Below are 25,935 nucleotides of genomic sequence, written 5' to 3' on the forward strand. Positions count from 1 at the left end.
GCGGTAACCATGGCCGAGACCGTTGAAATTGCACGCAACCGTAAGAATCGCCCCGGCTAGGCCGGCCGGGCGGCGTCGCCCTGGTAGCCGCGCGGCACGGCGCCGAGCAGGCGGCGCGTGTATTCCTCACGCGGCGCCCGGATGAGCTCGGGCGTGGCAGCCTGTTCGACAACGTCGCCGTTCTGCATGACCAGCACCTCGTCGGAGATGAACTTCACGACCGCCAGGTCGTGGCTGATGAAGATGTAGCTGAGGCCGAATTCGTCCTGCAGGTCCTTCAGCAGATTCAGCACCTGGGCCTGCACCGACACGTCCAGGGCCGACACCGCCTCGTCCAGTACCAGCACCTCGGGCTGCAGCGTCAGGCAGCGCGCGATGGCGATGCGCTGTCGCTGGCCGCCCGAGAACTCGTGCGGGTACTTGGCCATGGCACTCTCATCCAGGCCCACCTTCTGCAGCAGGGCCACGGCGCGGGCCTCGCGCTCGGCGGTGTTGGCACCGATGGCGTGGATCTCCATCGGCTCGCGCAGGGTCTGGCCAATCGTGAAGCGCGGGTTCAGCGAGGCATAGGGGTTCTGGAACACCACCTGGATGCGGCGGCGCATCTGCTGCCAGGCGCTTGCGCTCATCTTCAGCAGGTCCTGGCCCTCGAACAGCACCTGGCCGCCCATCGTTCCCGATGTCTGCTCGTGCAGGCGCAGCAGCGCGAGGCCCATGGTCGTCTTGCCCGAGCCGGATTCGCCGACGACGCCCAGGGTGTGGCCCTTGCGCAGCTTGAAGCTGACGCCCTTGACGGCCTCGAACTCGCGCTTGCCGAACAGGCCGTCCTTCAGCCAGAAGCTCTTGCGCAGGCCGGTGGCTTCCATCACGACGGGGGCGTTGGCATCCTTGGCCTTGACGTCGGTCGAGGCGGCGCGGCCGGCGATGTGGTCGTCGATGACCATCAGCCGCGCCGGGTTCTCGGTGAGGGACGGCCGGCAGGCCAGCAGGGCCTTGGTGTAGGCGTCCTGCGGGTCGTTGAAGATCTGCGCCACCGGCGCCTTCTCGCGCACCTGGCCATGGCGCATGACGACGACCTGGTCGGAGATCTCGCCGACGACGCCGAGGTCGTGGGAGATGAAGAGCAGGCTCATCTTGTGCGACTCCTTGAGCCGCGCCATCAGCTCCATGACCTGGCGCTGGATGGTCACGTCCAGGGCCGTGGTGGGCTCGTCGGCGATCAGCAGCTTCGGGCTGCAGGCCAGGGCCACGGCGATCATGACGCGCTGCTGCTGGCCGCCCGACATCTCGTGCGGATAGGCCGACAGGCGCCGCTTGGGCTCGGGGATGCCGACCTCGCCCAGCAGTTCCTCGGCGCGCACCAGGGCCTGGCGTCGGCTCATCCCCATATGCTTCATCAGCGGCTCGCAGATCTGCGTGGCCACGTCGAAGACCGGGTTCAGCGAGCTCATCGGATCCTGGAAGACGCAGGCGATGTCGCGGCCGCGGATGGCCTGAAGTTCACGCAGGCCGGTCTGCAGCAGGTCGCGGCCCTGGAAGAGGATGCGGCCTTCGCGCTCGGCGTTGCTGGGCAGCAGGTTGAGGATGGACATGGCCGTCACGCTCTTGCCCGAGCCTGACTCGCCGACCAGGGCGACCGTGCTGTTCTCGGGCACGTCGAAGCTGACGCCCTTGACGGCGAGCTGGCGCTGCATGACGCCGTCGACCTTGCCCATGCGGAAGGCGACCTGGAGGTCCTGGATGCTCAGAAGCATGCTCATTCGAGGCCTCGCAGCTTGGGGTCGAGCGCATCGCGCAGCGCATCGGTGAAGAGGGCAAAGGCGGTGACGAAGACGGCCATGAAGGCGGTCACGGCGGCCAGCTGCCACCAATAACCAAGGATCAATTCGTTCTGCGCTTCGGCCAGCATGGTGCCCCAGCTGACCTGGTCCACGCCGACGCCCAGGCCGAGATAGCTGAGGATGACCTCGCTCTTGATGAAGCTCACCACATGCAGGGACAGCTGCACCAGCGCGACGTGCGAGACGTTGGGCAGGATGTGCTTGAACATGCGCGACCACTGCGAGGCGCCGATGGCCTCGGCCGAGCGCACGTACTCGCGCACCCGGTGCTTGATGAACTCGGCCCGGATCAGCCGGTAGATGCCCGTCCAGCCCGTCAGCGCCAGGATGGCCACGACGGCGCCCACGCCGCGCGGGAAGATGGCGGCGAAGGCAAAGATCAGCAGGATGCTGGGAATGGCGGTGAAGACGTTGTAGACCCACTCCAGCAGGTCGCCGACCTTGCCGCCGAAAAAGCCCGAGAAGGCGCCCAGCACGGTGCCGATCAGCGTCGCCACGACAGCCGCGGCCAGCCCCACGACGATGGAGACCTCGGCGCCCTTGACGACCTTGGCCAGCACGTCGCGGCCCAGGCGGTCGCCGCCCAGGGGCAGGGTCTCGGCCTTGACAGCTTCCTCGGTCTTGAAGGCCTTGGCACGCTCCGCCCATTCGGCATAGCGCGGCGCCAGCGGGTCGATGTCGGACAGATCGACATTGGGCCCCTTGGGCACGGCGATGGTGCCGGTGTCTTCCTGGGGCTGCGGGCCGAGCAGGGTCGGCGGCGCATTGGGCACGCCGACCTCCTGCTGCCAGCCCGCGGCGACGAGCTTGGTGGCCGCCAGCAGCACCAGGACGAGGAAGGCGCCGACGATCCACATCGACACGACGCCGACGCGATCGGTCTTGAGGCGGCGCCACGCGGCGGCCCAGACGCCGCCGCTCGAAGGTTTTGCGGCCCGGACCGGGCCGGAGGAGTTCGAGATCGTGCTCATTTGAAGACCACGCGCGGATCGACGACCTTGTAGAGCAGGTCGACGACGAGGTTGACGGTCATGGTCAGCGCGGCCAGATAGATGGCGAAGGCCTGGATGACGGGATAGTCGCCGCGGTTGACGGCCAGCAGCAGTTCACGGCCAAGGCCAGGGATCGAAAAGAAGACCTCGATCAGGAAGCTGCCCACCAGCACGCCGGGCAGCAGCACCGAGACATTGGTCAGGATGGGGATCATGGCGTTGCGCAGCACATGCTTGAGCAGCACCGTGCCCTCGGTCATGCCCTTGGCGCGGGCGGTGCGCACATAGTCGTGGCCGATCTCGTCGAGGAAGAAGCTGCGGTACAGGCGGATCTGGGGCGCCATCGACACCGCCACGGCCACCAGCACCGGCAGCGGCGCATAGGTCGTCAGATTGGTCCAGTGCTTGCCCGTCCAGCCCTGCACGGGAAACCAGCCAAGGCGAAAGGCGAACAGGTATTGCGCCAGGATGACGTAGACCAGCAGGGAGATGGACACAGCCACCGTCGTGCACACCATCACGGTGCGGTCGGTCAGGCTGCCGCGCACGGTGGCCACGGCCAGGGCGAAGGGGATGGCCAGCAGTATCTCGAGAATGAGGATGGGCACCGTCACCGTCAGCGTGGCCGGCAGGCGGGTGGCGAACAGATTGGCCACCGACTCGTTGGTGGCCCAGCTCTTGCCCCAGTCGAAGGTGACGATCTGCTTGATGAAGATCCACAGCTGCTCCCAGACCGGCTTGTTCAGGCCGAGCTGCTCGCGGATGGACTCGATCTGCTCCGGGCTGGCGTTCAGGCCGCCGAGGATGATGGCCGGGTCGCTGCCGAAATACTTGAACAGGAAGAACACCAGCAGCACGACACCCAGCAGGGTCGGGATCATCTGCCACAGGCGTCGGATGAGATAGGCCGCCATCGGGGCTCCTAGAAACCACAAACCCCGCCGGGACGCGGGGTTACACCAGAAAACGGGGCGGAGTCTATGCGAGCCGACTTGCCGCGTGGCTTGACGGTTTCACTAGACTCCGCGACTTTCCCGACGTCCGCTGCGCCTCCCGATGAAGCTCCACGCCCTACTGACCGGCCTTGTGCTGGCCTCGACCCTCCTGGCTGCGCAAGCCCAGGACAAGGTGCTGCGCTATGCCTTCAAGGTCGCCGAGACCGGTTTCGACCCGGCCCAGGTGACCGACAAATACTCCAAGGACATCCTCGGCGGCATCCTCGATGCGCCGCTGGAATACGACTTCGGCGCCCGCCCCTTCAAGCTGCGCCCGGCCACGCTGTCGGAAATGCCCGAGATCAGTGCCGACTTCAAGACCATCACGATGAAGGTCAGGCCCGGCATCTATTTCTCGGACGACCCGGCTTTCAAGGGCGCCAAGCGCGAGCTGACGGCGGCCGACTACGCCTACAGCATCAAGCGCCACTACGACCCGCGCTGGAAAAGCGGCAATCTCTATCTGCTGGAGAACGCCAAGATCCTCGGGCTGTCGGAATTGCGCCGCGAGCTGATGAAGGCGAAGAAGCCCTTCGACTACGACCGCGAGGTCGACGGCCTGAAGGTGCTGGACCGCTACACGCTGCAGATCAAGCTGGGCGCCGGCGACCCGCGCTTCGTCTACCAGTTCAGCGACGCCGGCTTCCTCGGTGCCGTGGCCCGCGAGGTCGTCGAGTTCTATGGCGACAAGATCATGGAGCACCCCGTCGGCACCAATGCCTTCCGGCTGGTGGAGTGGCGGCGCAGTTCGCGCGTCGTGCTCGAGAAGAACCCCAATTTCCGCGACGCCCGCTATGCCGAGATCGCACCGCCCGACGCAAGCGACCAGCTCAAGGCCGAGGTCGCCGCCCTGCAGGGCCGCAAGCTGCCCATGGTGGACCGTGTCGTCATCGACATCGTCGAGGAGTCGCAGCCGCGCTGGCTGTCCTTCCTGCGCGGCGAGGCCGACGTCATCGAGGAGGTGCCCATCGACTTTGCGTCAGTCGCCATGCCCGGCAACCATCTGGCGCCCAATCTCGCCAAGCAGGGCCTGACGATGACGCGCTACCCGCGCGCCGACGTCTCCATCAGCTACTTCAACATGGAGGACCCGGTCGTCGGCGGCTACACGCCCGAGAAGGTTGCGCTGCGCCGCGCCATCAACCTGGCCGTCGACCTGGACAAGGAGATCCGCCTAGTGCGCCGCGGCCAGGCCTTGAAGAGCCAGGGGCCGGTGCCGACGACGGTGTTCGGCTACGACCCGGCCTTCAAGTCGGAGATGAGCGAGTTCAACCTGCCCAAGGCCAAGGCCTTGCTCGACCTCTATGGCTATGTCGACCGCGACGGCGACGGTTGGCGCGAGCAGCCGAACGGCCAGCCCCTGCTCATCGAGTACTCGACGCTGGCCGACGGCGAACGCCGCCAGCTGGCCGAGCAGTGGCAGAAGAACATGGCGGCCCTGGGAATCCGCATGACTTTCAAGATCGGCAAGTTCCCCGAGCAGCTCAAGGCCGCCAACGCCGGCAAGCTGCAGATGTGGGCCGTGGGCTGGGTCGGCACGACGCCCGACGGCGACACCTTCCTCGCCATGGGCTCCAGCAAGTCCAAGGGCAATGCCAACAAGCCGCGCTTTGACCTGCCCGCCTTCGAGGCCCTCTACGACAAGCAGAAGGCCATGGCCGACGGCCCCGAGCGCCTGGCCCTGATGACCGAGGCCCAGCGCCTGCTGGTCGCCTACGCGCCCTATAAATTCCATGTCCACCGCATCTGGACCGACATGGCCCAGCCCTGGGTCCGGGGCTACAGCCGCAACCTCTTCGTGCGCGACTTCTGGAAATACATCGACATCGATGTGAACGCGCTGCCGAAAGCCAAGTAAACCCAGCGATGAAACACCTGCTCGCCGCGCTCGCCGCCTGCCTGTCCCTGGTGACCCCGGCCCATGCGGCCGAGCCCGTCAAGACGCTGCGCTATGCCTTCAAGATCGCCGAGACGGGCTTCGACCCGCCGCGGCTGTCGGACATCTACTCGCGCACCGTCACCGCCCACATCTTCGAGACCCTCTACGCCTTCGATCCGCTGGCCCGGCCGACCCGCCTGGTGCCGCTGCTCGCCGCCGGCGAGCCCGAGGTCAGCGCCGACTTCAAGACCTTCACGATGAAGATCCGGCCCGGCATCTACTTCGCCGACGACCCGGCCTTCAAGGGCAAGAAGCACGAGGTCACGGCCGCCGACTTCGTCTACAGCATCAAGCGCTTCGCCGACCCCGCCACCAACGCCCAGGCCTGGGTCGCCTACGAGGACCAGGCCATCGTCGGCCTGACCGAAGCGCGCGAGAAGAGCCTCAAGACCAAGAAGCCCTTCTCCTACGACAGCGACATCGAGGGCCTGCGCGCCCTGGACCGCTACACGCTGCAGATCAAGACCCATGGCCCGCGGCCGCGCCTGGTCGAATCCATCTTTGCCGGCAACGACCTCTATGGCGCCGTGGCGCGCGAGGTCGTCGAGTTCTATGGCGACCAGATCATGGAGCACCCCGTCGGCACCGGCCCCTTCATGCTGAAGGAATGGCGGCGCAGCTCGCAGATGGTGTTCGAGCGCAACCCCGACTACCGCGAGCGCCATTACGAGGCCCAGCCCGCCGCGGACGACAAGGAAGCCCAGGCCATCCTCGCGAAGTTCAAGGGCCGGCGCATCCCCATGGTGGACCGCGTCGTCATCGACGTCATCGTCGAGAACCAGCCGCGCTGGCTGGCCTTCCTGAACAACGAGCACGACTTCATCGAGCGCGTGCCCGAGGAGTTCATCACCCAGGCAGCACCCGGCGGCAAGATCGCGCCCAACCTCGCCAAGCGCGGCATGCAGGCGGTGTTCACGCTGGCACCCGACATGACGCTGACCTTCTTCAACCTCGAGGATCCCGTCATCGGCGGCCTGACGCCCGACAAGATCGCGCTGCGCCGCGCCATCTCGCTGGCCTACGACGTGCGCAAGGAGATCAAGAGCGCCCGCCGCGGCCAGGGCATGCCAGCCCAGGCGCCCATCGTGCCCAACACCAGCGGCTACGACCCCGAGTTCAAGAGCGAAATGAGCGACTACGACCCGGCCCGCGCCAAGGCCCTGCTCGACATGTATGGCTATGTCGACAAGGACGGCGACGGCTGGCGCGACCTGCCCGATGGCAGCCCCCTGGTCCTGACGCGCAACACCGAGCCCAACTCGCTGAGCCGCGCCATCGACGAACTCTGGGACAAGGCCCTGGCCGCCATCGGCATCCGCCTCAAGCTCAAGATCCAGCAGTGGCCTGAGAACCTCAAGGCCGCCCAGGCCGGCAACTTCCAGATGTGGCCGGTGGGTTCGACGGCGGCCTCCTCGGACGGCCAGGAGGCCATGCAGCGCCTCTACGGCCCGGCCGCCGGCACGCAGAACCTGGCGCGCTTCAAGGACGCCCGCTTCGACGCCATCTACGACCGCATGCAGGCCATGCCCGACGGCCCCGAACGCGAGGCCCTGTTCAAGGAGGCCAAGCGCATCGCCGTGACCTATATGCCCGCCAAAGTGCATGCCCACCGCATCTACACCGACATCGAGCAGCCCTGGATGAGCGGCTTTCGCCGCCCGCTGTTCTGGCAGGACTTCTGGCAGTTCGTCGACATCGATCCCGCCAAGCAGCCTGTCCATTGAAAACGCCGGGTGCATCCCGACGATTCGACCGACTGTCGCAAGCCCGTGGCTCCCATGCGCAGGACCGCTAGGCTTCGCTTCATCAACACCGAAAGGAGTCCCAGATGAACGACGCAGAAGAACTCAACAAGCTGGCCGACCTGCATGCACGTGGCGTGCTGAGCGACGAGGAATTCGCCAAGGCCAAGGCCCGCGTGCTGAACGGCCAGGCCGCGCCCAGCCACGGCAGCACCGCGGGCCCGAATGTCGGCACCGTCAACAGCCTGCGCCGTGCCCGCATGGACCGCTGGATCGGCGGCGTCTGCGGCGGCATCGCCCGCGTGACCGGCCTGGACTCCTGGGTCTGGCGCCTGATCTTCACGGTGCTCTTCCTGGCCTTCGGCAGCGGCATCCTGCTCTACATCCTGCTGTGGATCTTCGTTCCTGAAGAGTGACGAGCCGGGCGGCCCGGGAAGGGTCGCCCCCGAGACGCGCCAGGCCGGCGGCACGGGTATGCTGGGCTGAAACAGCCGCCCAGGAGACGCCCCGATGAAACAGCTCGCCGGCCTCGACGCCAGCTTCCTCTACCTGGAAACGCCGCAGATGCCGATGCATGTCGGCGCCCTGCACCTGCTGGAGCTGCCCGCCGGCTACGACGGCGACTACATCGAGGACCTGCGCGAGCACATGCGGGCCCGCATGCCGCTGCTGCCGGCCCTGCGCCGCCGCCTCGTCGCCATGCCGCTGGGCCTGTCCAACCCGGGCTGGGTGGACGCCGAGCCCGATCTCGAGGAGCACATCGTCGAGATCCCCCTCCCCGAAGGCAGCGGCATGGCCGAGCTGGAGGCCCAGGTCGGTGCCCTGCATCCGGTGTTGCTGGACCGCAGCCTGCCGCTGTGGAAGTTCCATGTCTTCACGGGCCTGGAGCCCAGCCCCGAGGGCCAGCAGCGCGTCGCTCTCTACACCCAGCTCCACCACGCCGCCGTGGACGGCCAGGCCGCCGTGGCCCTGGCCCAGGTCATCCTCGACCTGAGTCCCGAGCCCCGCCCCATCGATGCCATCGCCGCGCGCGGCAAGAAGCGCGGCCAGCTCGGCACCGTCGGCATGCTGCGCGCCGCCGTCTCCCAGCAGTGGAAGCAGACCGTCAAGCTGGCCCGCTCCCTGCCCAGCGCCGCCAACATCCTCGGCAGCATGGCCATGGGCTATGCCGGCGGCGCCGCCGCCGGCGCCTCCATCGACAAGCTGCGCAACCTGCTGTCCGACGTCGCTTCGCAGACCACCGCCGTCGTGCGCGGCAAGACCGCCGTCTCCAGTCTCGGCCCGGCACCGCGCACCCGCTTCAACGTCAGCCTGTCGGACACGCGCTCCTTCTCGGGCGTGACCCTGCCGCTGGCCGAGCTCAACCGCACCCGCAAGCGCCACCATGCCAGCGTCAACGATGCCGTCCTCTTCGTCATCGGCGGCGCGCTGCGACGCTTCCTGACCAAGCATGGCCCGCTGCCGCGCAAGAGCCTGATCGCCGCCGTGCCCGTGTCCACGCGCGCCGCCGGCGACACCACTTCAAACAACCAGGCCACCATGACCTTCATGAGCCTGGGCACGCACCTGGGCGATCCGAGCGAGCGCCTGGCCCATGTGATGGCCTCCAGCAAGGCCATGAAAGCGCAGATGAGCCAGCTCAAGAGCCTGATGCCGACCGACTTCCCGTCCCTGGGCATCCCCTGGCTGATGCAGGCCGGCGCCATGCTGTACGGCCGCGCCAAGGTGGCCGAGAAGCTGCCCGTCGTCGCCAACGTCGTCATCTCCAACGTGCCGGGACCGCAGCTTCCGCTGTACCTGGCCGGCGCGAAGATGCTGACCAACTACCCCACCTCCATCGCCGTGCACGGCCTGGCCCTGAACGTGACGGTGCAGACCTACAACCAGTCGCTGGACATCGGTCTGATGGCCTGCGGCGAAGCCATGCCCGAGACGGCCGAGTTCGCGGCCTATGTCGAGGCGGCCTTCATGGAGTTCCAGGCCCTGCCGGTGGCCGAGGTCGTGGAAGCCGAGCCGGCGCCGGTGGTGAAGAAGGCGGCAGCGAAGAAGGCACCGGCCAAGAAGGTCGCGGCGAAGAAGATGGTGGCAAAAAAGGCCCCGGCGAGGCGACGCGCGGCGGCGGCGGCCTGAGCGCATACGGGGCATCTCCCGGCCGACCGCCGTCACCAAGGCGACAACCCAGCCCCGGGCAAGCACGCCCCGAAAACAGGCGACAGCTGGCTAACATCGCCCTGCTTTGCCCGCTCCCGCTTTTGTCCGCATGCCCGCCTCCCGCTCGCCGCGCCTGTCCCCTCTGTTCGGGCGCTGGAATCAAACCTCCACCACCCCTCACCCCGACTGGTCCGACTTGCGCGCACCCAATGCCTGGCTGCTGATGCTGGAGGGCCGTGCGCCCTGGGAATACGCGGCCCTGCTGGCCACCATGCCGTGGATGAAGAAGCTGCCGCACGGCGACGGCCATCCGGTGCTGGTGTTTCCCGGCCTCGGTGCGCATGACTTCACCACGGCACCGCTGCGCGCGATGCTGGACTCGCTGGGCTATGCGACCCAGGGCTGGGGCCAGGGCTTCAACTTCGGCCCGCGTGCCGGCGTGCTGGAAAAGACCAAGGCCGACCTGATCGAGCTGCACCGCCGCCATGGCCGCAAGGTCAGCCTCTTGGGCTGGAGCCTCGGCGGCATCTATGCCCGCGAGCTGGCCAAGGAATGCCCGGAGCTGGCGCGCTGCGTCATCACCCTGGGCACGCCCTTCACCGGCCATCCGCGCGCGACCAACGCCTGGCGCTTCTTCGAGATGGTCAGCGGCCATGCCTCCAACGACCCCGAGCTGATGGAGCAGATCCGCCAGGCGCCGCCGGTGCCCACGACGTCCATCTACTCCAAAACCGACGGCGTCGTGGCCTGGCGCTGCAGCGTCAACGACCCCTCGCCGCTGGCCGAGAACATCGAGGTCCAGGCCAGCCACATCGGCCTGGGCGTGAACCCCATCGCTCTGTACGCGCTGGCCGACCGCCTGGCGCAGCCGGACGGCGAGTGGAAGCCTTTCGAGCCCAAGGGGGCGCGGCGCTGGTTCTATCGCACGCCCAAGGGCGCCGAATAAGCCGTCTGCCGGCGGGCTTGGATTCGCGCCGGACGCCCCCAGGTGGCCAAGGCCGGTCAAGCCTGTATGGTTGCGGTCTGAACAAGGAAACTTCTATGCATCACCACACCCTCGCCGCCGACGACAAGGCCGCCAAGAAAGACGCCCCCGAGAAGATGGAGGAACAGCTGCTCTTCAAGGGCCGCTTCGTGATGATCTTTGGCGAGATCGACGACAAGATGGCCCAGGCCACCTGCCGCCGCCTGCTGGCCCTGAGCCAGGAGTCCGACGCGCCGATCACGCTGCTGATCTCCTCGCCCGGCGGCCATGTGGAAAGCGGCGACGCCATCCACGACATGATCCGCTTCGTGCGTGCGCCGGTGAACGTCGTCGGCACCGGCTGGGTCGCCAGCGCCGCCACGCACATCTACCTGTCCGTGCCCAAGGAGCGCCGCTTCGCCCTGCCCAACACGCGCTTCATGATCCACCAGCCGGCCGGTGGCGCCGGCGGCCAGGCCAGCGACATCGCCATCCAGGCCAAGGAAATCATCCGCACCCGCGAACGCATCGCCGCCGTCATCGCCAAGGAGACCGGCCAGCCGCTGGAGCGCGTGCGCATCGACATCGAGCGCGACTTCTGGATGAGCACCGGGGAGGCCATCGAGTACGGCCTGGTCTCGCGCGTCATCGAGCGCCAGACCGAACTCGGCTGATCGAGCGATGCGGGTCTCGGCCAACGGCGTCCAGATCGAAGTCGACATCCGCGGCCCCGAGCAGGGTGAGCCGCTGGTCCTCATCATGGGCCTGGGCATGCAGCTCATCGCCTGGCCCGAGGGCTTTGTCGACGAACTGGTGGCGCGCGGCTTTCGCGTCATCCGCTTCGACAACCGCGATATCGGCCTGAGCCAGGCCTTCGACGAGCTCGGCACGCCCAATATCCCGGTGGCGGCCCTGCTGCACACGCTGCGCCTGCCGGTGAAGGCGCCCTACCAGCTCGCCGACCTCGCCCGCGACACCGTCGGCGTGCTGGACGCCCTGGGCATCGCCAAGGCCCATGTCTGCGGCGCCTCCATGGGCGGCATGGTGGCCCAACACCTGGGCTTTGCGCATGCGCAGCGCCTGAAGAGCCTGACGCTGATGATGACCACCAGCGGCCACCGCAGCGTGCCCAAGGAGAGCCTGAGGGTGCGCCGTGCGCTGCTGGCCCGCCCGCGTTCGGCCGCCACGCCGGAGCAGAAGTTCGAGAACCTCCTCGACCACTACGCCAGCCTCTACACCCTGATCGGCAGCCCCGGCTACCCGCCCGAGCCGCAGGCCCTGCGCGAGCGACTGGCGCGCGGCGTGAAGCGCTCTTTCCGCCCCCAGGCCGTCGCGCGCCAGATGGTGGCCATCGCCGCCGATGCGCATCGCGCCGAGCGCCTGCCGCGCATCACGGCCCCCACGCTGGTCATCCATGGCGAGGGTGATGCACTGATCCCGGTCGGCGCGGCCCACGACCTCGCCAGGCGCATTCCCGGCGCCCAGCTGCAGACCATCCCCGGCTGGGGACACGACTTGCCCGAGGCGCTGTGGCCTCAGCTGGCGACCGGCATCGCCGCCGTCGCGGCCCGGGCCTGAGCCTCAGCCCGCGGCGCCCAGCTGCTCGACGGCCGCGTAGGTCTTGACCGCTGCTTCGGCCTCGGCAGCGCGCGGGGCATTGGCCTGGGCCTTCGCCTGCTTTTCGGCCGCCAGCTTGGCCTCATAGGCCGTCTCTTCCATGGGCGACACCTCACCGTCCTGGTTGGTGTCGGCCAGCTCATAGGTCTGGCTGGCGCTGGGGGTGCTGGCCGCTGCGGCTGGCGCCTGGCCGCTGGCGGGCGCGGCGGCCTTGAATTCCTGCACCGTCACCGGGCTGCTGCCGTCGCCGTCCGGCTGAACGACCAGATCCCGGGCGCCGGGCGCCGCCTGGGCCGCCACTTCGGCTCGCCTGGCGCCTTCGGTAGAGATCCTGACGACGACGGCCTGCGGGTCTTCGGTGCCCGGATTGCCCTTGTTGCCCGCGTCCACGTCCTTGACGGCCTCCTCGGCGCGTGCGGCAGACAGGGAACTGGCCGGGGCTTGGTTGATGACGGCGGTGACCATGGGCGACTCCCAGCAGGTGGTTCCGGCTTTTCGGCCTTCCCGGTCAAGACTGAAACAGCTTTACACCGGCTTCACACGCTGGCCCGCTGCGGATTGCCGAGTTCGGCGTTCAGCGCGACGGCCGCCCTCACCAGGGCCAGCGCCGTGTCGCGCTCCAGGGGCGTGTCCTCGCGCAGCTCCAGCGTGCGCAGCTCGAACTTGCCACCGCCGCGCATGCGCGGCTCGAGGTGCAGCAGCCGCTTGCCGCGCCAGAAGCCGAACAGCACGCGGGTGGGCTCGGCACGGATCAGCAGCACGGGCCCGTTGCTGAAATAGACGAGATGGCCCCATTTGAGGCGCTCGTCCAGGCCCGGTTCGGCCTCCAGCACGGCCGCGCGCAAGGCCACCACCCGAGCCTGCTGCCAGCCGCTCAGCGCAGCGACATAGCCATCGGGATCGGTGGCCTCGACCCGGTACATCAGCGCGCCTGCGCCTTGACCTCGACCGTTGTGCGCTGCTTGTCCTCGCCCTCGACGGTCAGCGTCAGCAGCACGGTCTCGCCGGCCTTGATCGGGGCCTTCAGGCCCATCAGCATGACGTGATAGCTGCCGGGCTTGAGCGCCACGGCCTGGCCGGCCGGCAAGGGCAGCGCATCGACAGCGCGCATCTTCATGACGCCGTCGTCCATCTTCATCTCATGGATCTCGACCATGGCTGCGACGGGCGAACTGGCCGAAACCACCTTGGCCGCCTTGGCCGAGGTCAGCTGCATGAAGGCGCCGGTGGCCTTCTGCGGCGCCACCGTGGCGCGCACCCAGGGGTCGTCGACCTTGACTTGAGCCTGGGCGGCAAACGAAGCAAACAGGGCGGAGGCGAGCAGCAGACGGCGCATGGTGAGGGGCAAAAAGGCGCTAAAGCCGCCATTGTGCGCATGTCGAGAACCGCTCATGTCCGCAAGGGCTAGAAGCGGTGCAGGGCCTGCAGCCAGAACCAGCGCCCGGCCAGCGGCAGATCATTGGGCAGCACGCCGCCGGGCAGAGTGGGCTCGCGGGCATCGGCGTTGAAGGCATTGCGCAGCGAGGCCGCGACTTCCCAGCCCAGGGTGGCGGTCAGGCGCCGCACTGTCAGGTCGACGGTCGTGTAATCGGCCACCGACGGCCGCGCGTCACCGGCCGCGCGCTTGCGGTCGGCGACGTGGTTGGCCTGGCCGCTGACCAGCCATTCGGCCGGCAGGCGCCAGTCGACGCGCAGATAGTGGTGCTGATGCGGCGCGTAGCCGGCGTCGGCCTGGGTGGCGAGGTCAGTGGCGCGCTGGAAGGCCAGATGACCCGTCACGCTCAGCTGCCGCAGCGCATCCCAGCGCAGCTCGAGCTCGCCGCCGCGACCCTTGAGCCGGCCGACGTTGCGGTAGGTCGCACCGGTGGCAGGCGCCGGGTTCGCCACCACGCGCACGATGTCGGTCGCATCGAGCCGGTACAGGCTCAGGTTGAGCTGCAGCTCCGCCCGCGGCGCCCAGGTGAGCGCGAACTCGGTCGTCTTGATGCGCTCGGGCCTGAGGTCCGGGTTGCCGGTGCTGACCGGGTTGATGGTGTGTTGCTCGCTGAAGCCCGGCGCGCGGAAGGCCCGCCCGTGCATGAGCTTGGCCGTCACGTCATAGGCAGCCTCCCAGACCAGGGCCAGACGGGGATTGGTCGTGCCGCCGAAATCGGAGTAGCGGTCGTGGCGCACGCCGGCGGTCAGGGTCCAGTCGGGCGCAACGCGCCATTCGTCCTGGCCGTAGACGTAATTGCTGTCGCGCCGCGCCGGCCGGATATGGGGCTGGATGGCGTTGTAGTCGATGACAGGCCCGGTCGGCACCGGCACGCCGGTCGGCGTCAGGATGAAGTTCTTGTGCGTGTCGGCGCGGTAGAGGTCGGTGTCGTCGTGGCCGACCCCGATGCGCAGGCTGTGGCCCTGGAAACCGGCATAGACCGCGTGTGCATCGAGGCGCCACATGCGCTCCCAGCGCGCCGGACCGCCAATCATGCCGTCGGGGAAGAGATTGGGCCCGATGCGCACGCCAGCCGGAAACAGGATCAGGCCGCGCGGCGATTGCTCGTGATACGTGTGCAGCGCTGCGCTGAAGCCGGCCGCCCAGCCGGGCGCGAGCTGCGCGTCGGTCCAGCCCAGGTCGGCCATCAGTCGGTCCATGTCGAGCACACTGTCGGGATCGAGGGCCGAGTTGACGCCGGCGCCGGTGCCAGCGTTGCGACGCACGACCTTGTTGACGCGCAGCCGCCACTTGTCCCAGCCGAGGTCCAGGCCCGCATCCAGGGCATCGCGGCCGAGATGGGCCGGCCCGGGAGCACGGCTCGCATGGGTACCGAACAGGTTGTCCAGCCGTGTTGCGCCGTCGGCCATGATGGTCGCGCCATGGCCGTCGGTGGCGCCGATACGCAGATAGGCGGCCAGAGCCAGCGGCCCGAGCTTGCCACCATGCTGGAGCCAGGCATCGCGGGAGCGAAATGAGCCGCCACGCAGGCCCGCCTCGGTGCCGCGCAGATCGGCCGGGCCCTTGGTCACGATATTGATGACGCCGGCGAAGGCGTCGGCGCCGTAGAGGGCCGATCCGGGGCCACGGATGACCTCGATGCGCGCGACGTTCTCCAGCGGCAGGCCGGCCCAGGTATTGCCCTTGTCGCCCGTGTACGCGGTCTTCATCGGCTGGCCGTTGACCATCAGCAGCACCTGCATATTGAGCGGCTGGCCCAGCAGGCCGCGGATGCCGTAGAGCGGCGTGTACATGATGGGGCCGTAGCTGACATGCAGGCCCGGCACGCTGGCCAGGGCCTCGTCGAGATCGGTCGCGCCCATGGCCGCGATGTCCTGGGACGTGATGACGGTCGCCACGGCCGGCGCGCGCCGCAGCGGCTGGGCGCTGCCGGTAGCGATGCTGATGGTGGCCTTGTCGCCATAGGCCAGGGCCAGGTCTTCGTCGATGGGCTCGGCCCCGGCACCCGCACTCGCACCCGCAAGCATCGCGATGACCGGCCAGCGCCGACGGTGGGTCTGCATCATGAAGGTCTCCGCGAGGCCGAGACTGCGGACCATCCTACGCCCGCACCCCGCCGCTTCGGCAAGTTTCGGCAGGCCGGCGAGAAGCGCGCGCAGGCGGCTGTTCGATCCCCGCAAGGCCGCAGCCTGACCCGGCCCACGCTGAGGCTCAAGGCAGGCGGCACACGCGCGGCGGCATCACTTCGCGACCGATGACGGTCCGGGCATAGAGGTAATTGGCGAGCGCACGCTCGCCGAGGTGGTCCAGGTCCACCTGGCCGCACGCGTCGCACGGGAACACCCAGGCGCGGCCTTGCTGGAACAGGGACTGGAAGCGCAATTCGAAGTGCGGTGCGCAGGGTGCGGCAAACGTGGCCATGGCGGTCTCCTTCCTGGGGGCGGTGCGGAAGGTGGGCTGCCGGTGCCGGGGCCGTGTGGGCCGGCACGCTCGCAGCGCAGGCGCCTGGCGCCCGTCGGGGAACGGCTGAGGCTCAGCATGCGACACCTCCTTCACGGGCAGCGCGTGAAAAGAGGGGCGAAGCCGCGGCTGTTTCTTGACAGCCACTGTCCACGTGTACTATCGTACTGATACACGTAGGCAGTTAACGATGGATCCCACCCATTTCGTCCACATCAACACCGGCTCGACCGAGCCCATCTACCGCCAGCTCATCGAGCAGGTCAGGCGGCGCGTCGCGGCCGGCCAGCTGAAGGCGGGCGACGAGATCCCGTCGGTGCGCGAGCTGGCGCAAGCCCTGGCGGTGCATCCCATGACCATCTCCAAGGCCTATTCCATGCTGGAGATGGAAGGCGTGCTGGAGCGCCGCCGCGGCCTGTCCATGGTGGTGGCCGCCCAGCACCAGCGCGCCCAGCCCACCGCCGATCGCGTCGAGCTGCTGCGCCCGACGCTGGAAAAAGCAGCCGCCGAAGCGCGGCAGCTGGAGCTGCCCAAGACCCAGACCCTGCAGCTGTTCAAGACCATCCTCGACGAGACGCAAGCATGACCGCCTCCTCCGCTCATTTCCCCCACTCCGAGACCGCCACCGCCGAGCTCGCCGGCGTCAGCCTCAGCTACCCCAAGGGCGAGACCGTGCTGAAGGCGCTGGACTGGACGCTGCAGCCCGGCCAGGTGGTGGGCCTGCTGGGCCGCAACGGCTGCGGCAAGACCACGTTGCTGGAGACGCTGCTGGGCCTGCGCGAGCCGCAGCAGGGCCGCGTGCAGCTGTTCGGCCAGGACGTCGCGCGGCTGGACGACGCGGCGCGCGCCCGCATCGGCTATGTGCCCCAGCACAGCGACCTGTTCGAGAACTTCACGGCCGCCCAGCTGCTGGCCTATTTCAGGAGCTTCTATCCGCGCTGGAACGAGTCCCGGGTCGAGGGCCTGCTGTCGCGCTGGGACATCGCGCGCGACAAGCCCATCCGCCGCCTCTCGGGCGGCCAGCAGCAGCGCCTGTCCATCATCCGTGCCCTGGCCCATGAGCCCGACCTGCTGGTGCTGGACGAGCCCGTCGCCAGCCTCGACCCCGTCGGCCGGCGCGACTTCCTGCGCGAGCTGGTCGACCAGGTGCTGGACCGCGGCACGACCGTTGTGTTCTCCACCCACATCCTGTCCGACCTGGAACGCGTGGCCTTCAACCTCGCCTTCCTCAGCGAGGGCCGCATCGCGCTGCAGGCGCCGCTGGACGAGCTGCTGGAGCAGGTGCGCGCCTTCACCGGCACCGTCACCGAACTGGCCGGCCTGTTCGCGCGCTTGAATGCCCAGCCGCTCAAGCGCACGCAGCTGGAGGCCGGCCGCGAGCGCGTGCTGGCCCGCCTGCCGGCCGGCGTCAGCGCGCCGCAGGACGCCCAGGCGGTGAACCTCGAAGACCTGTTCGCGGAGCTGACATGATGAATTCCGCCCACCCCTGCAACCAGCTGCTGCTGGCCTTCTGGCGCCAGCGCGACCGCGAGGCCCCCTGGGGCCGGCGCGCACTGTTCGCGCTGACGCTGCTCGGCCTGGCGCTGGGCCTCTATCTGGTTCCCCAGATGGCGCGCCCCCTGCTCGCCGGCTCGGCGGCGCTGGCATTGATGTCGCTGTGGATGGCCGTCATCGGCAGCCTGATGCAGCAGAACCATCCCCACGTCGCGCGCTTCGTGCCCGGCCATCTGCGCCGCACGCTGACGGCGGCGCTGGCGGCCTGGGCCGGCGTCTCGCTGGCCAGCGCCGTCCTGCTGTGGCTGTTCATGCCGATGCTGCCGTCCTTCGCCCTGCTGCTGCTCGGCGCCGCGGCACTGCTGGCCTTCATGGGCTGGGCGATGCGGGAATGGCAGCTCTGGCTGGTTGTCTCCATCGGCCCGGTGCTGTTCTTCGGCGCCGGCCTCGACCGCAAGCTAGCTCCCCTCGGCGCGGCGCTGCGCGAGCTGTGGCTGGGCCAGCCGCTAACGGTGCTCGCCGGATGCCTGCTGGCCCTGGGCTGGCTCGTTGCGCGACTGTTCGGCCATGGCGACACGGCCCACCGCGCCACCTATGCCCGCACCGAGCGGATGCGCCGCGCCGCCGAGGACAGCATGCAAGGCAAGTACGCCGGCGCGGCCGCCTTTGGCCGTGTGGGAGAGTGGCTGAGCCAGCCCTTCGCGCATGCCGCGTCGACCTGGCAGCGCCATGTCGTCGCGAAGGCCAAACCAACGGCTGGCAGCGCCATGAGCCGCGCCGAGATCGTGCTGCATGGCCGCCAGCATTGGCTGTATCAGAGCCTGGGCGCGGTCGTGGGCGTGGTCATCGCTGCGCTGAGCTTTGTCGTCGCCTTTGCGCTGGCCGGCCAGGGCCTGCAGGACCACTGGACCAAGGGGGCCTACGGCATGGCCATCGGCCTGGCGAGCATCGGCTTCAACCCCTGCTTCACCCTGCCCAACATGCTCTGGCACAGCCGCCGCGAACAGGCCCTGTTGCGGCTGCTGCCCGGCCTGCCCCAGGGCCAGGCGCTGAACCGCGCGGTCGCGTGGATGCAGTTGCGCCATGTCCTGGTGGCCTGGGCACTGACGACCGCCGGCCTGGGCCTGCTGGCCTGGGCCGCCAACGAGCCCGGGCTGCTGTGCCTGGCCTTCGGCGCCCTGCCGCTCAGCACAGGCTGGCTGCTGCGCGTGCCTGCGCGCATGAAGTCGCCCACGGCCTGGGCGACCGTCGTGCCCATCCTGGCCTTCATGCTGATGGGTTGGGGCCTGTATCTGCTGCACAGGGAATTGCGGGCGCCGCTGATACTGCTGGCCGTCGCCAGCGTCGCGCTCAGCACCGGGCTTGGCACCTGGCGCTGGCATGCACTGAGTGCCGCGCCGGCGGCCCTGCCGGCCGGCCGCTTGAGCTGAAAACGCTGCCGCAAGCCGGCCGCAAGCTTCAAAAACCGCTCGTCGCGAGCCCCCTGCCGCTCGCCGGGCGGGGTCTGACGTTCGTGAACTGACGCACGGACAAAACACGGCTTACATCCGCACACTGCGTCCCATGCAGTCGGCAAACCCGTCGAAAGGCGGGGACGCAAAGCCACCGGTCTTCATGCGCTGAACAGGCGCGAAAGACAGCGGGGCCGCCCTGGGCGGACAAGGTCATGTCCGCAGCGTGGCACACGGGGAGGTGCCGGCTACTGCCTCGTAGCCCCACCCTTTGCATCAACCCGAAAGACCACGCCATGAAGTTCCAAGCCACCGCACTTAGCGCAGTTTCTGCCGCCCTCGCCCTGTTTGCCCAGGCCAGCTTCGCCGCCGACCCCACGGCCCAGCTCACCGGCCTCGTGCGCATCGTCAAGAGCGACGGCCAGACCGTCATCGCCCAGGCCGCGCCCATGCTCGTCACCGCCAACGGCACGGCCATGAGCGCGATGCCGCAGATCACCGTCAGCGAGAAGGACGCCTTCATCTCCAGCCTGGGCCGCTGCGCCTTCAACTTCAAGTACGACGAGGTCAGCGCCACGGCGATAGCGACCAGCACCAACCGCATCTACAGCAACGACACGCTGATCGCGCAGAACACCCAGATCGCGCTGACGCCCAAGGTCGTCAAGACCATCTGGACCCAGCCCTATCTGTTCGCCGGTGCCAACAACGTGAAGGTCGTCGTCAACGTCGATGGCGTGCCGAGCACGGGCTGGGTGCGCATCAACGTGACCGGCACCTGCGGCAAGCCCACCACCGCCCCGGCTCCCGCACCCGTGGCCGCGCCGCCCGCACCGGCCCCGTCGCCCGCCCCCGCGCCGGTGACCTACATCCAGCCTGGCTCGGGCGACTGGAACAATCTGAACAACGCCTGGGGCTACAGCAACTACGCGGTGACCCAGCTCAAGGGCAAGGGCTATGCGAAGTACGACGCCCTGGTCAAGCTCAATGCCTCGCTCACCGCGGCGATCAACGCCAAGAAGATCTCGACCGGCGAGTACGCCTCGCTGATGGCGGCCTGGAACGCCTTGCTGGCCGACCCGGCTTTCAAAGCTGCGATGGCCGCCATCGTCCCCACACCGGGCCAGAAGTGAAGCCCTCGTCCAAGGACTACCTTGGACGGGACCCCGAGGGGACGCCGATGCTTGCGGCATTGAGCCGCAAGCACATCGGCCAACGCGGGCCGGCTAGGGAGCGGCCCGGCGCTCGGCCCGCATAAGTCATTGGGTTACTGCGGGATTTCCGGCTCGGCCAACTGGGCGAGCAGGGTCAGCGACTCCTGCCAGCCCAGATAGCAGGCCTCGGCCGGGATGACGGCGGGAATGCCTTCCTGCTTGATGTGCACCTCGGTGCCGCAGAACACGGCCTTGAGCTCGACCGTCGTCGTCATCTCGCCGGGCAGGTTGGGGTCGTCGAAGGCGGCCGTGTAGCGCAGCTTCTTGCCCGGCTCCAGCTCCAGGTAGCGGCCGCCAAAGCTGTGGCCACCACCGGTCGTGAAGTTGGTGAAGGACATCTTGTAGGTACCGCCCACCTTGGCATCCATCTCGTGGACAGTGCCGGTGAAGCCATGCGGCGGCAGCCACTTGGCCATGGCGGCGGGCGTCGTGAAGGCGCGATAGACGCGATCGGGCGGGCAGCGCAGCACGCGGTGCAGGGTGACGGTGTTGGTCATGATGCTTCCTGACTGAGTTGGGTAGAGGACGACCCTCTGCTGCTACGACGAGCGACCCGCAGTGGAATCGACAAGCCGCTAGATCGGAAGCTCGGTGAAGTACCGACCGCCGTGGAAGATCAGCGGCTGGGCGCCGACCCGCGCCGTGCAGCGCTCGACCTCGCCGACGAAGATGACATGGTCGCCTTCCTCGTAGCGGCTGCGGTTGGCGCATTCGAAAGTCGCGACGGCGCCGTCCAGCACCGGCGCGCCGCCCGCGCCCTCGCGCCAGGCCACGCCGGCAAAGCGGTCGATGTCGCGCATGGCGAAGCGCTGGGCGAGCTCCTTCTGGTCGGCCGCGAGGATGTTGATCGCGTAATGCGAGCCATGCGTGAACACCGGCATGGAGCCGGCCCGCCGCGACAGGCTCCACAGCACCAGCGGCGGGTCCAGCGACACGGAGTTGAAGGAATTGGCCGTCAGGCCGACCAGGCCTCCCTCGGGTGAGCGCACGGTGACGATGGTCACGCCGGTGGCGAACATGCCCAGGGCGGCGCGGAATTGCTGGCTGTCCATGGCGCGATTGTCGCCAGTCCCGCGCTGCCGTCCTACGAGAACAGGCTTTGCCGTCGAAGCACAATGCCGGCATGCATGCCGATGACTTCCAGGTCCGCGACGACCTGCAACTCACCCACCCGCCGACGCGCCTGTTCGGCGACTGCGCGGATTGCGCCGCGGGCCGCTGTGCGCCACCCACCCGGCGCGGCCGGCGCCTGTTCACCGGCCTGCTCGGTGCGGCCGGTGCCGCCGCCCTGCTGCCGGCCTGGGCGCGCGACGGCGTCGACGTCGGCCCCAAGAGCAAGTTCACCGGCTTCGTGTCGGCCGATCAGCTCGAACAGGCCGGCAGCCAGCAATACGCGCAGATGATGCGGGAGGCCGGCCAGCAGCGCGCCCTGGCGCCCATGGAGCACCCGCAGGCACAGCGGCTGCGCTACATCGCCCAGCGCATCATCCCCTTCAGCTATGAATGGAACGATCGCGCGAGGCAGTGGAAATGGGAGGTCAACCTGCTGGCCAGCACGCAGCTCAATGCCTTCTGCATGCCGGGCGGCAAGATCGCCTTTTTCTACGGCATCCTGGAGAAGCTCAAGCTCGAGGACGACGAGGTCGCAGCCATCATGGGGCATGAGGTCGCACACGCGCTGCGCGAACACGCCCGCGAGCGCGTCGGCAAGTCGGCCGTCACCAATGGCATCGTCGAGCTGGGCTCGGCCCTGCTGGGCCTGGGCAATATCGGCCGCGGCCTGGCCGGCATGGGCGCCCAACTGGTGAACCTGCGCTTCAGCCGCGATGACGAGAGCGAGGCCGATCTGGTCGGCATCGAGCTGTCCGCCCGCGCCGGCTACGACCCGGCCGCCGCCGTGCGGCTGTGGGAAAAGATGATGACGGCCAACAAGGGCGCGCCGCCGCAGTGGCTGTCCACCCACCCGGCCAGCACCACGCGCATCCGCGACATCCAGGCCAATCTGCCCAAGGTCGAGGGCCTCTACCAGCGCGCGTCCAAGCCGGACCAGCGCTTCCCGGTCGCGCCACCGCTGCCGGTGCGCTCGCGCTGAAGTGAGCCCCCCGGCTGGCGGGTACGCCAGCCGATCCCCCGAGGGGATGCGGGCCGGCTTGGGCGGCCCGTCGCTCGGCCCTGGGCTCAGGTCACCAGCGCGCCGGCAGGTTCTTGAGGCGCTGGTACTCGCCCGCGGCGACGCGACGCAGATAGCCGCCCAGCTCCAGGTCCTTGACGAGCTTGGACACCATCTCGCGCGAGCAGCCCAGGCGCTGGGCCATGCCCTGGTGGGTCAGCTCGAGGTGGCGGCCGTCGCCGGTGGATTCGTCCACGAGGCTCTTGAGCCGGCCATAGACATCGTTGAGGGCCAGCTGCTTGGTCGACAGCGTCGCCGCGCGAGCGCGGCGGATGACCTTGGTCAGCAGCTCGAAGGCGAACTCGGGGTGCTCGCTGATATGGGTCAGCAGGCTGGCCCGCGTCACCATGACCAGGCGGCAGGCCTCCTCGGTGATGACGCTGGCCGAACGCGGCCCGCCGTCCAGGCTCATCTCGCCGACGTATTCGCCGGGGCCGTAGACCCCATAAGTGATCTCACGGCCACGCGCATCGCTGCTGAAGGCGCGCAGCGAGCCGGACAGGATCAGGTAGAGGTTGTCGCCGACCGAGCCTTCCTCGATCAGCACGATGCCCTTGCGATAGCTGCGCGCCATGCCGCGCGCGGCCAGCAGCCGCAGCGAGGGCGGCAGGGCCAGGAGTTCGGTATCGAAGGTGTCGTCAGGCATCCGGCGGCGCCTGGGGCATTTGGCCCATAGCGCGCCGGAATGTTAGCCCCTCGTCCACGGAGTACCTTGGCCGGGACCACTCTGCGGCCACTGGCCGCAGAGCTTCGGCAGGCACATGCCGCCCACCGGGCGCCATGTGTCCGGCCTCAGCCCCCGCGGGGACGACGATGCTTGTGGCATTGAGCCACAAGCACATCGCCCAGCGCGGGCCGGCTAGGGAGCGGCCCGGCGCTCGGCCCGCAGGAAAGCCGCCATGGGCGCCGTCAGTTGACGAGTTTGGCCGGGCGAAGCGACGACACCAGAGGCGGCAGCAGGGCCAGCTGGCGCATCAGCTCGCCGATGCTGTCGGCCCCGCTCTTGGCGCGGATGCTCTGGATCTGGCTGCGCACCGTCGAGATGGCCACGCCCTGGCGCTGCGCCACTTCGGTCGGCTTGACGCCGTTGGACAGGGCCTTGAGCACTTCCGTCTCGGCCGGCGTCAGCTGGTAGCGCAGGGCGAACCATTGTGCGGCCAGGTCGCCACAGAGCTGGCGGCGCTCCAGGATCAGCAGCACGGCCGCCTGGCTGACGTCGCGGTTCAGCGGCACGACGACGACATTGGCGCGGCCGCACTCGGCGCGGTCGTCGCCCAGACGCAGCAGGCAGCGCCGGCCGCTCGCCTCGGCGCCTTCCAGCGCCTCGGCCAGCGGCACGGCGTCGGTCAGCAGGCGGGCGCGCAGATGCGGGCCGACGAGCTCCAGCGGGTGGTTGTCATCCAGCGACGCTCGCGCGGCGAGATTGGTGTGAAGCACGCGGCCGCCGCCGTTGAGAAGGACGACGCCATGGTCGAGCTCCTCCAGCACCAAACCCAACCATTGACTGGACAGTGAGGCCGCCTGCCGGCGTTCACGCGGACGGGCGCCGGGCGCTTGGCCCGGTTGCACAAACTCGGACAACCACATGGAAGCACTCCTTGGCCCACACCATGCGAGCCATCATCAAAGCGTAGGAGAGCATGTTTCGCGTCGGGCGTAAATGTTGCTGGGTGTGTTTGTGAACGAATTACGGCGCGCCGTCGCTCAAACCCCATCTGCAACATAGGGATTGCCGCGACGTTCAATTCCGATGCTGCTTTCCGGGCCATGGCCGGGAATGAAGACGGTGTCGTCACCCATGGGCCACAGGCGCTGGCGGATGGCGTCGAGCAGTTGCTGGTGGTTGCCGCCCGGAAAGTCGGTGCGGCCGATGCTGCCCGCAAACAGCACGTCACCGACGAAGGCGCGCTTGGCCGAGGCCGAGTGGAAGACGACATGGCCCGGCGTATGGCCGGGGCAATGGCGCACGGCCAGGGTCTCCTGGCCGATCTGCACCGTGTCGCCATCGTCGAGCCAGCGGTCGGGCGTGAAGGCCTCGGCGGGCGGGAAGCCGAACATCCTGCTCTGCTGGGCCAGGCCGTCGATCCAGAACTGGTCGCCCGGATGCGGGCCGATGATGGGCAGGCCCTGTTCGCGCGCCAGCTGTCCGGTGCCGCCGGCGTGGTCAATGTGGGCATGCGTGAGCCAGATGGCCTTCAGGTTCAGGCCACGCTCGCGCACTGCCGCGAGCAGGCGAGGCAGCTCGCCACCGGGGTCGATGAGGGCGGCGTCCTGGGTGACGTCGCACCAGACGAGGGAGCAGTTCTGCTGGAACTGGGTGACGGGCAGGGTCAGGTATTGCAGGGCCATTGGACGGATGGGGCGCTGATCACAAAGTTTCGAACTGAAGGTCAATGTATCGAAACCGCCCCTTGCGCCCCGCCGAATGCAGACAGCTGTCAGGCTGGCACGCCCGTGTCGACGCTGCGGATGTCGATCTCCAGTGTGCCGCCGAGGATGGCCGCGTAACGGCGGCACATGGCGATGGCCTCGTCCATGTCCGCCAGCTCCATCACCGCGAAGCCGCCGATCAGTTCCTTGGTCTCGGTGAACGGGCCGTCGATGACGCCCAGCTCGTTGTTCCTGAAGCGCAGGCGCTTGGCTGTCTTGCTGGGCTTGAGCATCAGCGTCTTGACCAGCACGCCGGCGGCGGTCGCCTCGGCCTGCAGGCGCGCCAGCGCGGCCAGCAGCTGCGCGCTGCGGCCACCGGCCTCGCTGGCCGCATCGGCCTTGTCGATGAGCAGGAATTGCAGCGGCGGGTTGTCGGGCACGGGCATCAGGCCGATGTCCCAGGGCTCGTTGACCTTGCCCAGCTCGATCTCGCCGTCGCCGAGGATCTGGCCGTAGCGCTGCGCCCAGGCGATGGCCTGCTCGCGCGTGCCGACCTTGAGCTGCCACAGCACGCTGGGCAGTTCGCGCTCGCCGGCATAGGGACCCGGCTGGAGGCTGCACCGGCCATCGCGGAACAGCAGGCGCGTGCGGGTGCTGCTGCCGGCGAGCCCGGCGCCATCGATGAAGCGGCCCGTGCTCGCGTACTCGCCGATGAAGGCCCCCATCTGCGCGACCAGCTCCAACGGTGGCGGCTGGCCCGCCTCGGTACGAGGGTCGTTCTTGTGCATGATCATGAATTGCATGTGATTGCTCCTTTCACAGGCACGACGCATCGAGCCTGCATGCCGAGACACTTTCGCCAAATTCGCTTGTAAGCAAATGTAGGCGCCGCGCCGTTCGCCTCGGACACCCAGCGCCTTCGGATGCCCCGCGCGCCAACCGTCTTGGCAGCCGGGCGTAACAGAGGTTCTGTCCGACACCCGCTCGACGTCGCCTGGCGGACGCTCCCCATCTCGTCATGACCGTCTCGGCTCGCGTGCAGCGGTGCAGTTGGCATGGCGTTTGCCGAGCAGGTCTCGAGCCGCGCCGGTGTCACGGCA

General features: G+C 68.6%; 26 protein-coding genes and 1 riboswitch. Of the genes, 12 read left to right on the top strand and 14 right to left on the bottom strand.

What is annotated here, in order from left to right; all coding sequences use genetic code 11:
- Positions 1–56: 56 nt before the first annotated feature.
- The 3 genes from J2X20_RS15560 to J2X20_RS15570 are packed head-to-tail and all read right to left on the bottom strand — an operon-like array spanning position 57 to position 3,747.
- Positions 57–1,760: an ABC transporter ATP-binding protein gene (locus tag J2X20_RS15560; protein WP_310266364.1), complete on the bottom strand. Its 1,704-nt coding sequence runs from the start codon at positions 1,758–1,760 to the stop codon at positions 57–59.
- The gene (locus tag J2X20_RS15565; protein ID WP_310266367.1) at positions 1,757–2,812 is read right to left on the bottom strand and encodes an ABC transporter permease; all 1,056 of its coding nucleotides are present in this window, start codon (positions 2,810–2,812) and stop codon (positions 1,757–1,759) included. Before J2X20_RS15565 ends, J2X20_RS15560 begins: the two co-directional genes overlap by 4 nt.
- Positions 2,809–3,747, bottom strand: a complete 939-nt coding sequence (locus tag J2X20_RS15570; RefSeq protein WP_310266368.1) for an ABC transporter permease — start codon at positions 3,745–3,747, stop codon at positions 2,809–2,811. The genes J2X20_RS15565 and J2X20_RS15570 overlap by 4 nt, the downstream gene beginning before the upstream one ends.
- A 142-nt stretch (positions 3,748–3,889) precedes the next feature.
- Here J2X20_RS15570 and J2X20_RS15575 point away from each other — a divergent pair, with 142 nt between their 5' ends.
- From J2X20_RS15575 to J2X20_RS15605, 7 genes are all read left to right on the top strand, one after another.
- Entirely contained in the window at positions 3,890–5,686 is a 1,797-nt protein-coding gene (locus J2X20_RS15575) for an ABC transporter substrate-binding protein (protein ID WP_310266370.1), read from the top strand.
- 8 nt (positions 5,687–5,694) lie between these two features.
- Positions 5,695–7,491, top strand: a complete 1,797-nt coding sequence (locus J2X20_RS15580; RefSeq protein ID WP_310266372.1) for an ABC transporter substrate-binding protein — start codon at positions 5,695–5,697, stop codon at positions 7,489–7,491.
- A gap of 104 nt (positions 7,492–7,595) precedes the next feature.
- Complete coding sequence (locus tag J2X20_RS15585) at positions 7,596–7,925, top strand: PspC domain-containing protein (RefSeq protein ID WP_310266374.1); 330 nt, start codon at positions 7,596–7,598, stop codon at positions 7,923–7,925.
- 94 nt (positions 7,926–8,019) lie between these two features.
- Positions 8,020–9,639, top strand: a complete 1,620-nt coding sequence (locus J2X20_RS15590) for a wax ester/triacylglycerol synthase family O-acyltransferase (RefSeq protein WP_310266375.1) — start codon at positions 8,020–8,022, stop codon at positions 9,637–9,639.
- Between the two features lie 130 nt (positions 9,640–9,769).
- Positions 9,770–10,606, top strand: coding sequence for an esterase/lipase family protein (locus J2X20_RS15595; RefSeq protein WP_310266377.1), 837 nt, complete (start codon positions 9,770–9,772; stop codon positions 10,604–10,606).
- Between the two features lie 95 nt (positions 10,607–10,701).
- Positions 10,702–11,298 (top strand): ATP-dependent Clp protease proteolytic subunit, encoded by a 597-nt coding sequence (locus J2X20_RS15600; protein ID WP_310266380.1) that lies wholly within the window; start codon positions 10,702–10,704, stop codon positions 11,296–11,298.
- Between the two features lie 7 nt (positions 11,299–11,305).
- Positions 11,306–12,202, top strand: coding sequence for an alpha/beta fold hydrolase (locus J2X20_RS15605; protein WP_310266384.1), 897 nt, complete (start codon positions 11,306–11,308; stop codon positions 12,200–12,202).
- Positions 12,203–12,205: 3 nt separating this feature from the next.
- Here the strand turns inward: J2X20_RS15605 and J2X20_RS15610 are convergent, their stop codons facing one another.
- From J2X20_RS15610 to J2X20_RS15630, 5 genes are all read right to left on the bottom strand, one after another.
- The gene (locus J2X20_RS15610) at positions 12,206–12,706 is read right to left on the bottom strand and encodes an EF-hand domain-containing protein (RefSeq protein ID WP_310266386.1); all 501 of its coding nucleotides are present in this window, start codon (positions 12,704–12,706) and stop codon (positions 12,206–12,208) included.
- A 71-nt stretch (positions 12,707–12,777) separates the two neighbouring features.
- Positions 12,778–13,164 (bottom strand): DUF1801 domain-containing protein, encoded by a 387-nt coding sequence (locus tag J2X20_RS15615; RefSeq protein WP_310266388.1) that lies wholly within the window; start codon positions 13,162–13,164, stop codon positions 12,778–12,780.
- A complete protein-coding gene (locus tag J2X20_RS15620) occupies positions 13,164–13,577 on the bottom strand; it encodes a copper chaperone PCu(A)C (protein ID WP_310266391.1) in 414 nt (137 codons plus the stop codon). Before J2X20_RS15620 ends, J2X20_RS15615 begins: the two co-directional genes overlap by 1 nt.
- A 68-nt stretch (positions 13,578–13,645) precedes the next feature.
- Complete coding sequence (locus J2X20_RS15625) at positions 13,646–15,742, bottom strand: TonB-dependent receptor plug domain-containing protein (RefSeq protein ID WP_310266392.1); 2,097 nt, start codon at positions 15,740–15,742, stop codon at positions 13,646–13,648.
- A 145-nt stretch (positions 15,743–15,887) separates the two neighbouring features.
- Positions 15,888–16,097, bottom strand: coding sequence for a hypothetical protein (locus J2X20_RS15630; protein ID WP_310266395.1), 210 nt, complete (start codon positions 16,095–16,097; stop codon positions 15,888–15,890).
- A gap of 229 nt (positions 16,098–16,326) precedes the next feature.
- Here J2X20_RS15630 and J2X20_RS15635 point away from each other — a divergent pair, with 229 nt between their 5' ends.
- The 4 genes from J2X20_RS15635 (at position 16,327) to J2X20_RS15650 (ending at position 20,214) form a co-directional block, all read left to right on the top strand.
- The gene (locus J2X20_RS15635; protein WP_310266397.1) at positions 16,327–16,722 is read left to right on the top strand and encodes a GntR family transcriptional regulator; all 396 of its coding nucleotides are present in this window, start codon (positions 16,327–16,329) and stop codon (positions 16,720–16,722) included.
- Positions 16,719–17,606: an ABC transporter ATP-binding protein gene (locus J2X20_RS15640; RefSeq protein ID WP_310266400.1), complete on the top strand. Its 888-nt coding sequence runs from the start codon at positions 16,719–16,721 to the stop codon at positions 17,604–17,606. The genes J2X20_RS15635 and J2X20_RS15640 overlap by 4 nt, the downstream gene beginning before the upstream one ends.
- Entirely contained in the window at positions 17,603–19,060 is a 1,458-nt protein-coding gene (locus tag J2X20_RS15645; protein ID WP_310266405.1) for a hypothetical protein, read from the top strand. Before J2X20_RS15640 ends, J2X20_RS15645 begins: the two co-directional genes overlap by 4 nt.
- Positions 19,061–19,191: 131 nt before the next feature.
- Positions 19,192–19,283: riboswitch (cyclic di-GMP riboswitch) on the top strand.
- A gap of 94 nt (positions 19,284–19,377) precedes the next feature.
- On the top strand, positions 19,378–20,214 hold the full coding sequence (locus J2X20_RS15650) for a hypothetical protein (RefSeq protein WP_310266408.1): 837 nt from the start codon (positions 19,378–19,380) through the stop codon (positions 20,212–20,214).
- Positions 20,215–20,348: 134 nt separating this feature from the next.
- On the opposite strand, the gene J2X20_RS15655 is transcribed toward J2X20_RS15650, so the two are convergent.
- A complete protein-coding gene (locus tag J2X20_RS15655) occupies positions 20,349–20,795 on the bottom strand; it encodes an SRPBCC family protein (protein WP_310267851.1) in 447 nt (148 codons plus the stop codon).
- Positions 20,796–20,870: 75 nt separating this feature from the next.
- The gene (locus tag J2X20_RS15660) at positions 20,871–21,347 is read right to left on the bottom strand and encodes a flavin reductase family protein (RefSeq protein ID WP_310266410.1); all 477 of its coding nucleotides are present in this window, start codon (positions 21,345–21,347) and stop codon (positions 20,871–20,873) included.
- Between the two features lie 71 nt (positions 21,348–21,418).
- Between J2X20_RS15660 and J2X20_RS15665 the strand changes: the two genes are divergently transcribed.
- Positions 21,419–22,387, top strand: a complete 969-nt coding sequence (locus J2X20_RS15665) for a M48 family metallopeptidase (RefSeq protein WP_310266413.1) — start codon at positions 21,419–21,421, stop codon at positions 22,385–22,387.
- Positions 22,388–22,478: 91 nt separating this feature from the next.
- On the opposite strand, the gene J2X20_RS15670 is transcribed toward J2X20_RS15665, so the two are convergent.
- The 4 genes from J2X20_RS15670 to J2X20_RS15685 form a co-directional block, all read right to left on the bottom strand.
- Positions 22,479–23,111 (bottom strand): Crp/Fnr family transcriptional regulator, encoded by a 633-nt coding sequence (locus J2X20_RS15670; protein WP_310266414.1) that lies wholly within the window; start codon positions 23,109–23,111, stop codon positions 22,479–22,481.
- Positions 23,112–23,374: 263 nt separating this feature from the next.
- Positions 23,375–24,052, bottom strand: coding sequence for a helix-turn-helix transcriptional regulator (locus tag J2X20_RS15675; protein WP_310266417.1), 678 nt, complete (start codon positions 24,050–24,052; stop codon positions 23,375–23,377).
- A gap of 117 nt (positions 24,053–24,169) precedes the next feature.
- Positions 24,170–24,814, bottom strand: a complete 645-nt coding sequence (locus J2X20_RS15680; RefSeq protein ID WP_310266420.1) for an MBL fold metallo-hydrolase — start codon at positions 24,812–24,814, stop codon at positions 24,170–24,172.
- Positions 24,815–24,903: 89 nt separating this feature from the next.
- Complete coding sequence (locus J2X20_RS15685) at positions 24,904–25,638, bottom strand: YciI family protein (protein ID WP_310266422.1); 735 nt, start codon at positions 25,636–25,638, stop codon at positions 24,904–24,906.
- Between the last annotated feature and the right edge of the window lie 297 nt (positions 25,639–25,935).

Source organism: Roseateles saccharophilus, from assembly GCF_031458095.1.
Classification (GTDB): Bacteria; Pseudomonadota; Gammaproteobacteria; order Burkholderiales; family Burkholderiaceae_C; genus Pelomonas; species Pelomonas saccharophila_A.

What these genes read in the sequence shown, in the direction of transcription:
- J2X20_RS15685 (WP_310266422.1), bottom strand. Translation starts at nt 25,638, where the DNA reads ATGCAATTCATGATCATGCACAAGAACGACCCTCGTACCGAGGCGGGC.
- J2X20_RS15605 (WP_310266384.1), top strand. Translation starts at nt 11,306, where the DNA reads ATGCGGGTCTCGGCCAACGGCGTCCAGATCGAAGTCGACATCCGCGGC.
- J2X20_RS15600 (WP_310266380.1), top strand. Translation starts at nt 10,702, where the DNA reads ATGCATCACCACACCCTCGCCGCCGACGACAAGGCCGCCAAGAAAGAC.
- J2X20_RS15595 (WP_310266377.1), top strand. Translation starts at nt 9,770, where the DNA reads ATGCCCGCCTCCCGCTCGCCGCGCCTGTCCCCTCTGTTCGGGCGCTGG.
- J2X20_RS15650 (WP_310266408.1), top strand. Translation starts at nt 19,378, where the DNA reads ATGAAGTTCCAAGCCACCGCACTTAGCGCAGTTTCTGCCGCCCTCGCC.
- J2X20_RS15590 (WP_310266375.1), top strand. Translation starts at nt 8,020, where the DNA reads ATGAAACAGCTCGCCGGCCTCGACGCCAGCTTCCTCTACCTGGAAACG.
- J2X20_RS15635 (WP_310266397.1), top strand. Translation starts at nt 16,327, where the DNA reads ATGGATCCCACCCATTTCGTCCACATCAACACCGGCTCGACCGAGCCC.
- J2X20_RS15665 (WP_310266413.1), top strand. Translation starts at nt 21,419, where the DNA reads ATGCATGCCGATGACTTCCAGGTCCGCGACGACCTGCAACTCACCCAC.
- J2X20_RS15575 (WP_310266370.1), top strand. Translation starts at nt 3,890, where the DNA reads ATGAAGCTCCACGCCCTACTGACCGGCCTTGTGCTGGCCTCGACCCTC.
- J2X20_RS15610 (WP_310266386.1), bottom strand. Translation starts at nt 12,706, where the DNA reads ATGGTCACCGCCGTCATCAACCAAGCCCCGGCCAGTTCCCTGTCTGCC.
- J2X20_RS15640 (WP_310266400.1), top strand. Translation starts at nt 16,719, where the DNA reads ATGACCGCCTCCTCCGCTCATTTCCCCCACTCCGAGACCGCCACCGCC.
- J2X20_RS15580 (WP_310266372.1), top strand. Translation starts at nt 5,695, where the DNA reads ATGAAACACCTGCTCGCCGCGCTCGCCGCCTGCCTGTCCCTGGTGACC.
- J2X20_RS15570 (WP_310266368.1), bottom strand. Translation starts at nt 3,747, where the DNA reads ATGGCGGCCTATCTCATCCGACGCCTGTGGCAGATGATCCCGACCCTG.
- J2X20_RS15670 (WP_310266414.1), bottom strand. Translation starts at nt 23,111, where the DNA reads ATGCCTGACGACACCTTCGATACCGAACTCCTGGCCCTGCCGCCCTCG.
- J2X20_RS15620 (WP_310266391.1), bottom strand. Translation starts at nt 13,577, where the DNA reads ATGCGCCGTCTGCTGCTCGCCTCCGCCCTGTTTGCTTCGTTTGCCGCC.
- J2X20_RS15675 (WP_310266417.1), bottom strand. Translation starts at nt 24,052, where the DNA reads ATGTGGTTGTCCGAGTTTGTGCAACCGGGCCAAGCGCCCGGCGCCCGT.
- J2X20_RS15625 (WP_310266392.1), bottom strand. Translation starts at nt 15,742, where the DNA reads ATGATGCAGACCCACCGTCGGCGCTGGCCGGTCATCGCGATGCTTGCG.
- J2X20_RS15615 (WP_310266388.1), bottom strand. Translation starts at nt 13,164, where the DNA reads ATGTACCGGGTCGAGGCCACCGATCCCGATGGCTATGTCGCTGCGCTG.
- J2X20_RS15680 (WP_310266420.1), bottom strand. Translation starts at nt 24,814, where the DNA reads ATGGCCCTGCAATACCTGACCCTGCCCGTCACCCAGTTCCAGCAGAAC.
- J2X20_RS15645 (WP_310266405.1), top strand. Translation starts at nt 17,603, where the DNA reads ATGATGAATTCCGCCCACCCCTGCAACCAGCTGCTGCTGGCCTTCTGG.
- J2X20_RS15565 (WP_310266367.1), bottom strand. Translation starts at nt 2,812, where the DNA reads ATGAGCACGATCTCGAACTCCTCCGGCCCGGTCCGGGCCGCAAAACCT.
- J2X20_RS15560 (WP_310266364.1), bottom strand. Translation starts at nt 1,760, where the DNA reads ATGAGCATGCTTCTGAGCATCCAGGACCTCCAGGTCGCCTTCCGCATG.
- J2X20_RS15630 (WP_310266395.1), bottom strand. Translation starts at nt 16,097, where the DNA reads ATGGCCACGTTTGCCGCACCCTGCGCACCGCACTTCGAATTGCGCTTC.
- J2X20_RS15660 (WP_310266410.1), bottom strand. Translation starts at nt 21,347, where the DNA reads ATGGACAGCCAGCAATTCCGCGCCGCCCTGGGCATGTTCGCCACCGGC.
- J2X20_RS15585 (WP_310266374.1), top strand. Translation starts at nt 7,596, where the DNA reads ATGAACGACGCAGAAGAACTCAACAAGCTGGCCGACCTGCATGCACGT.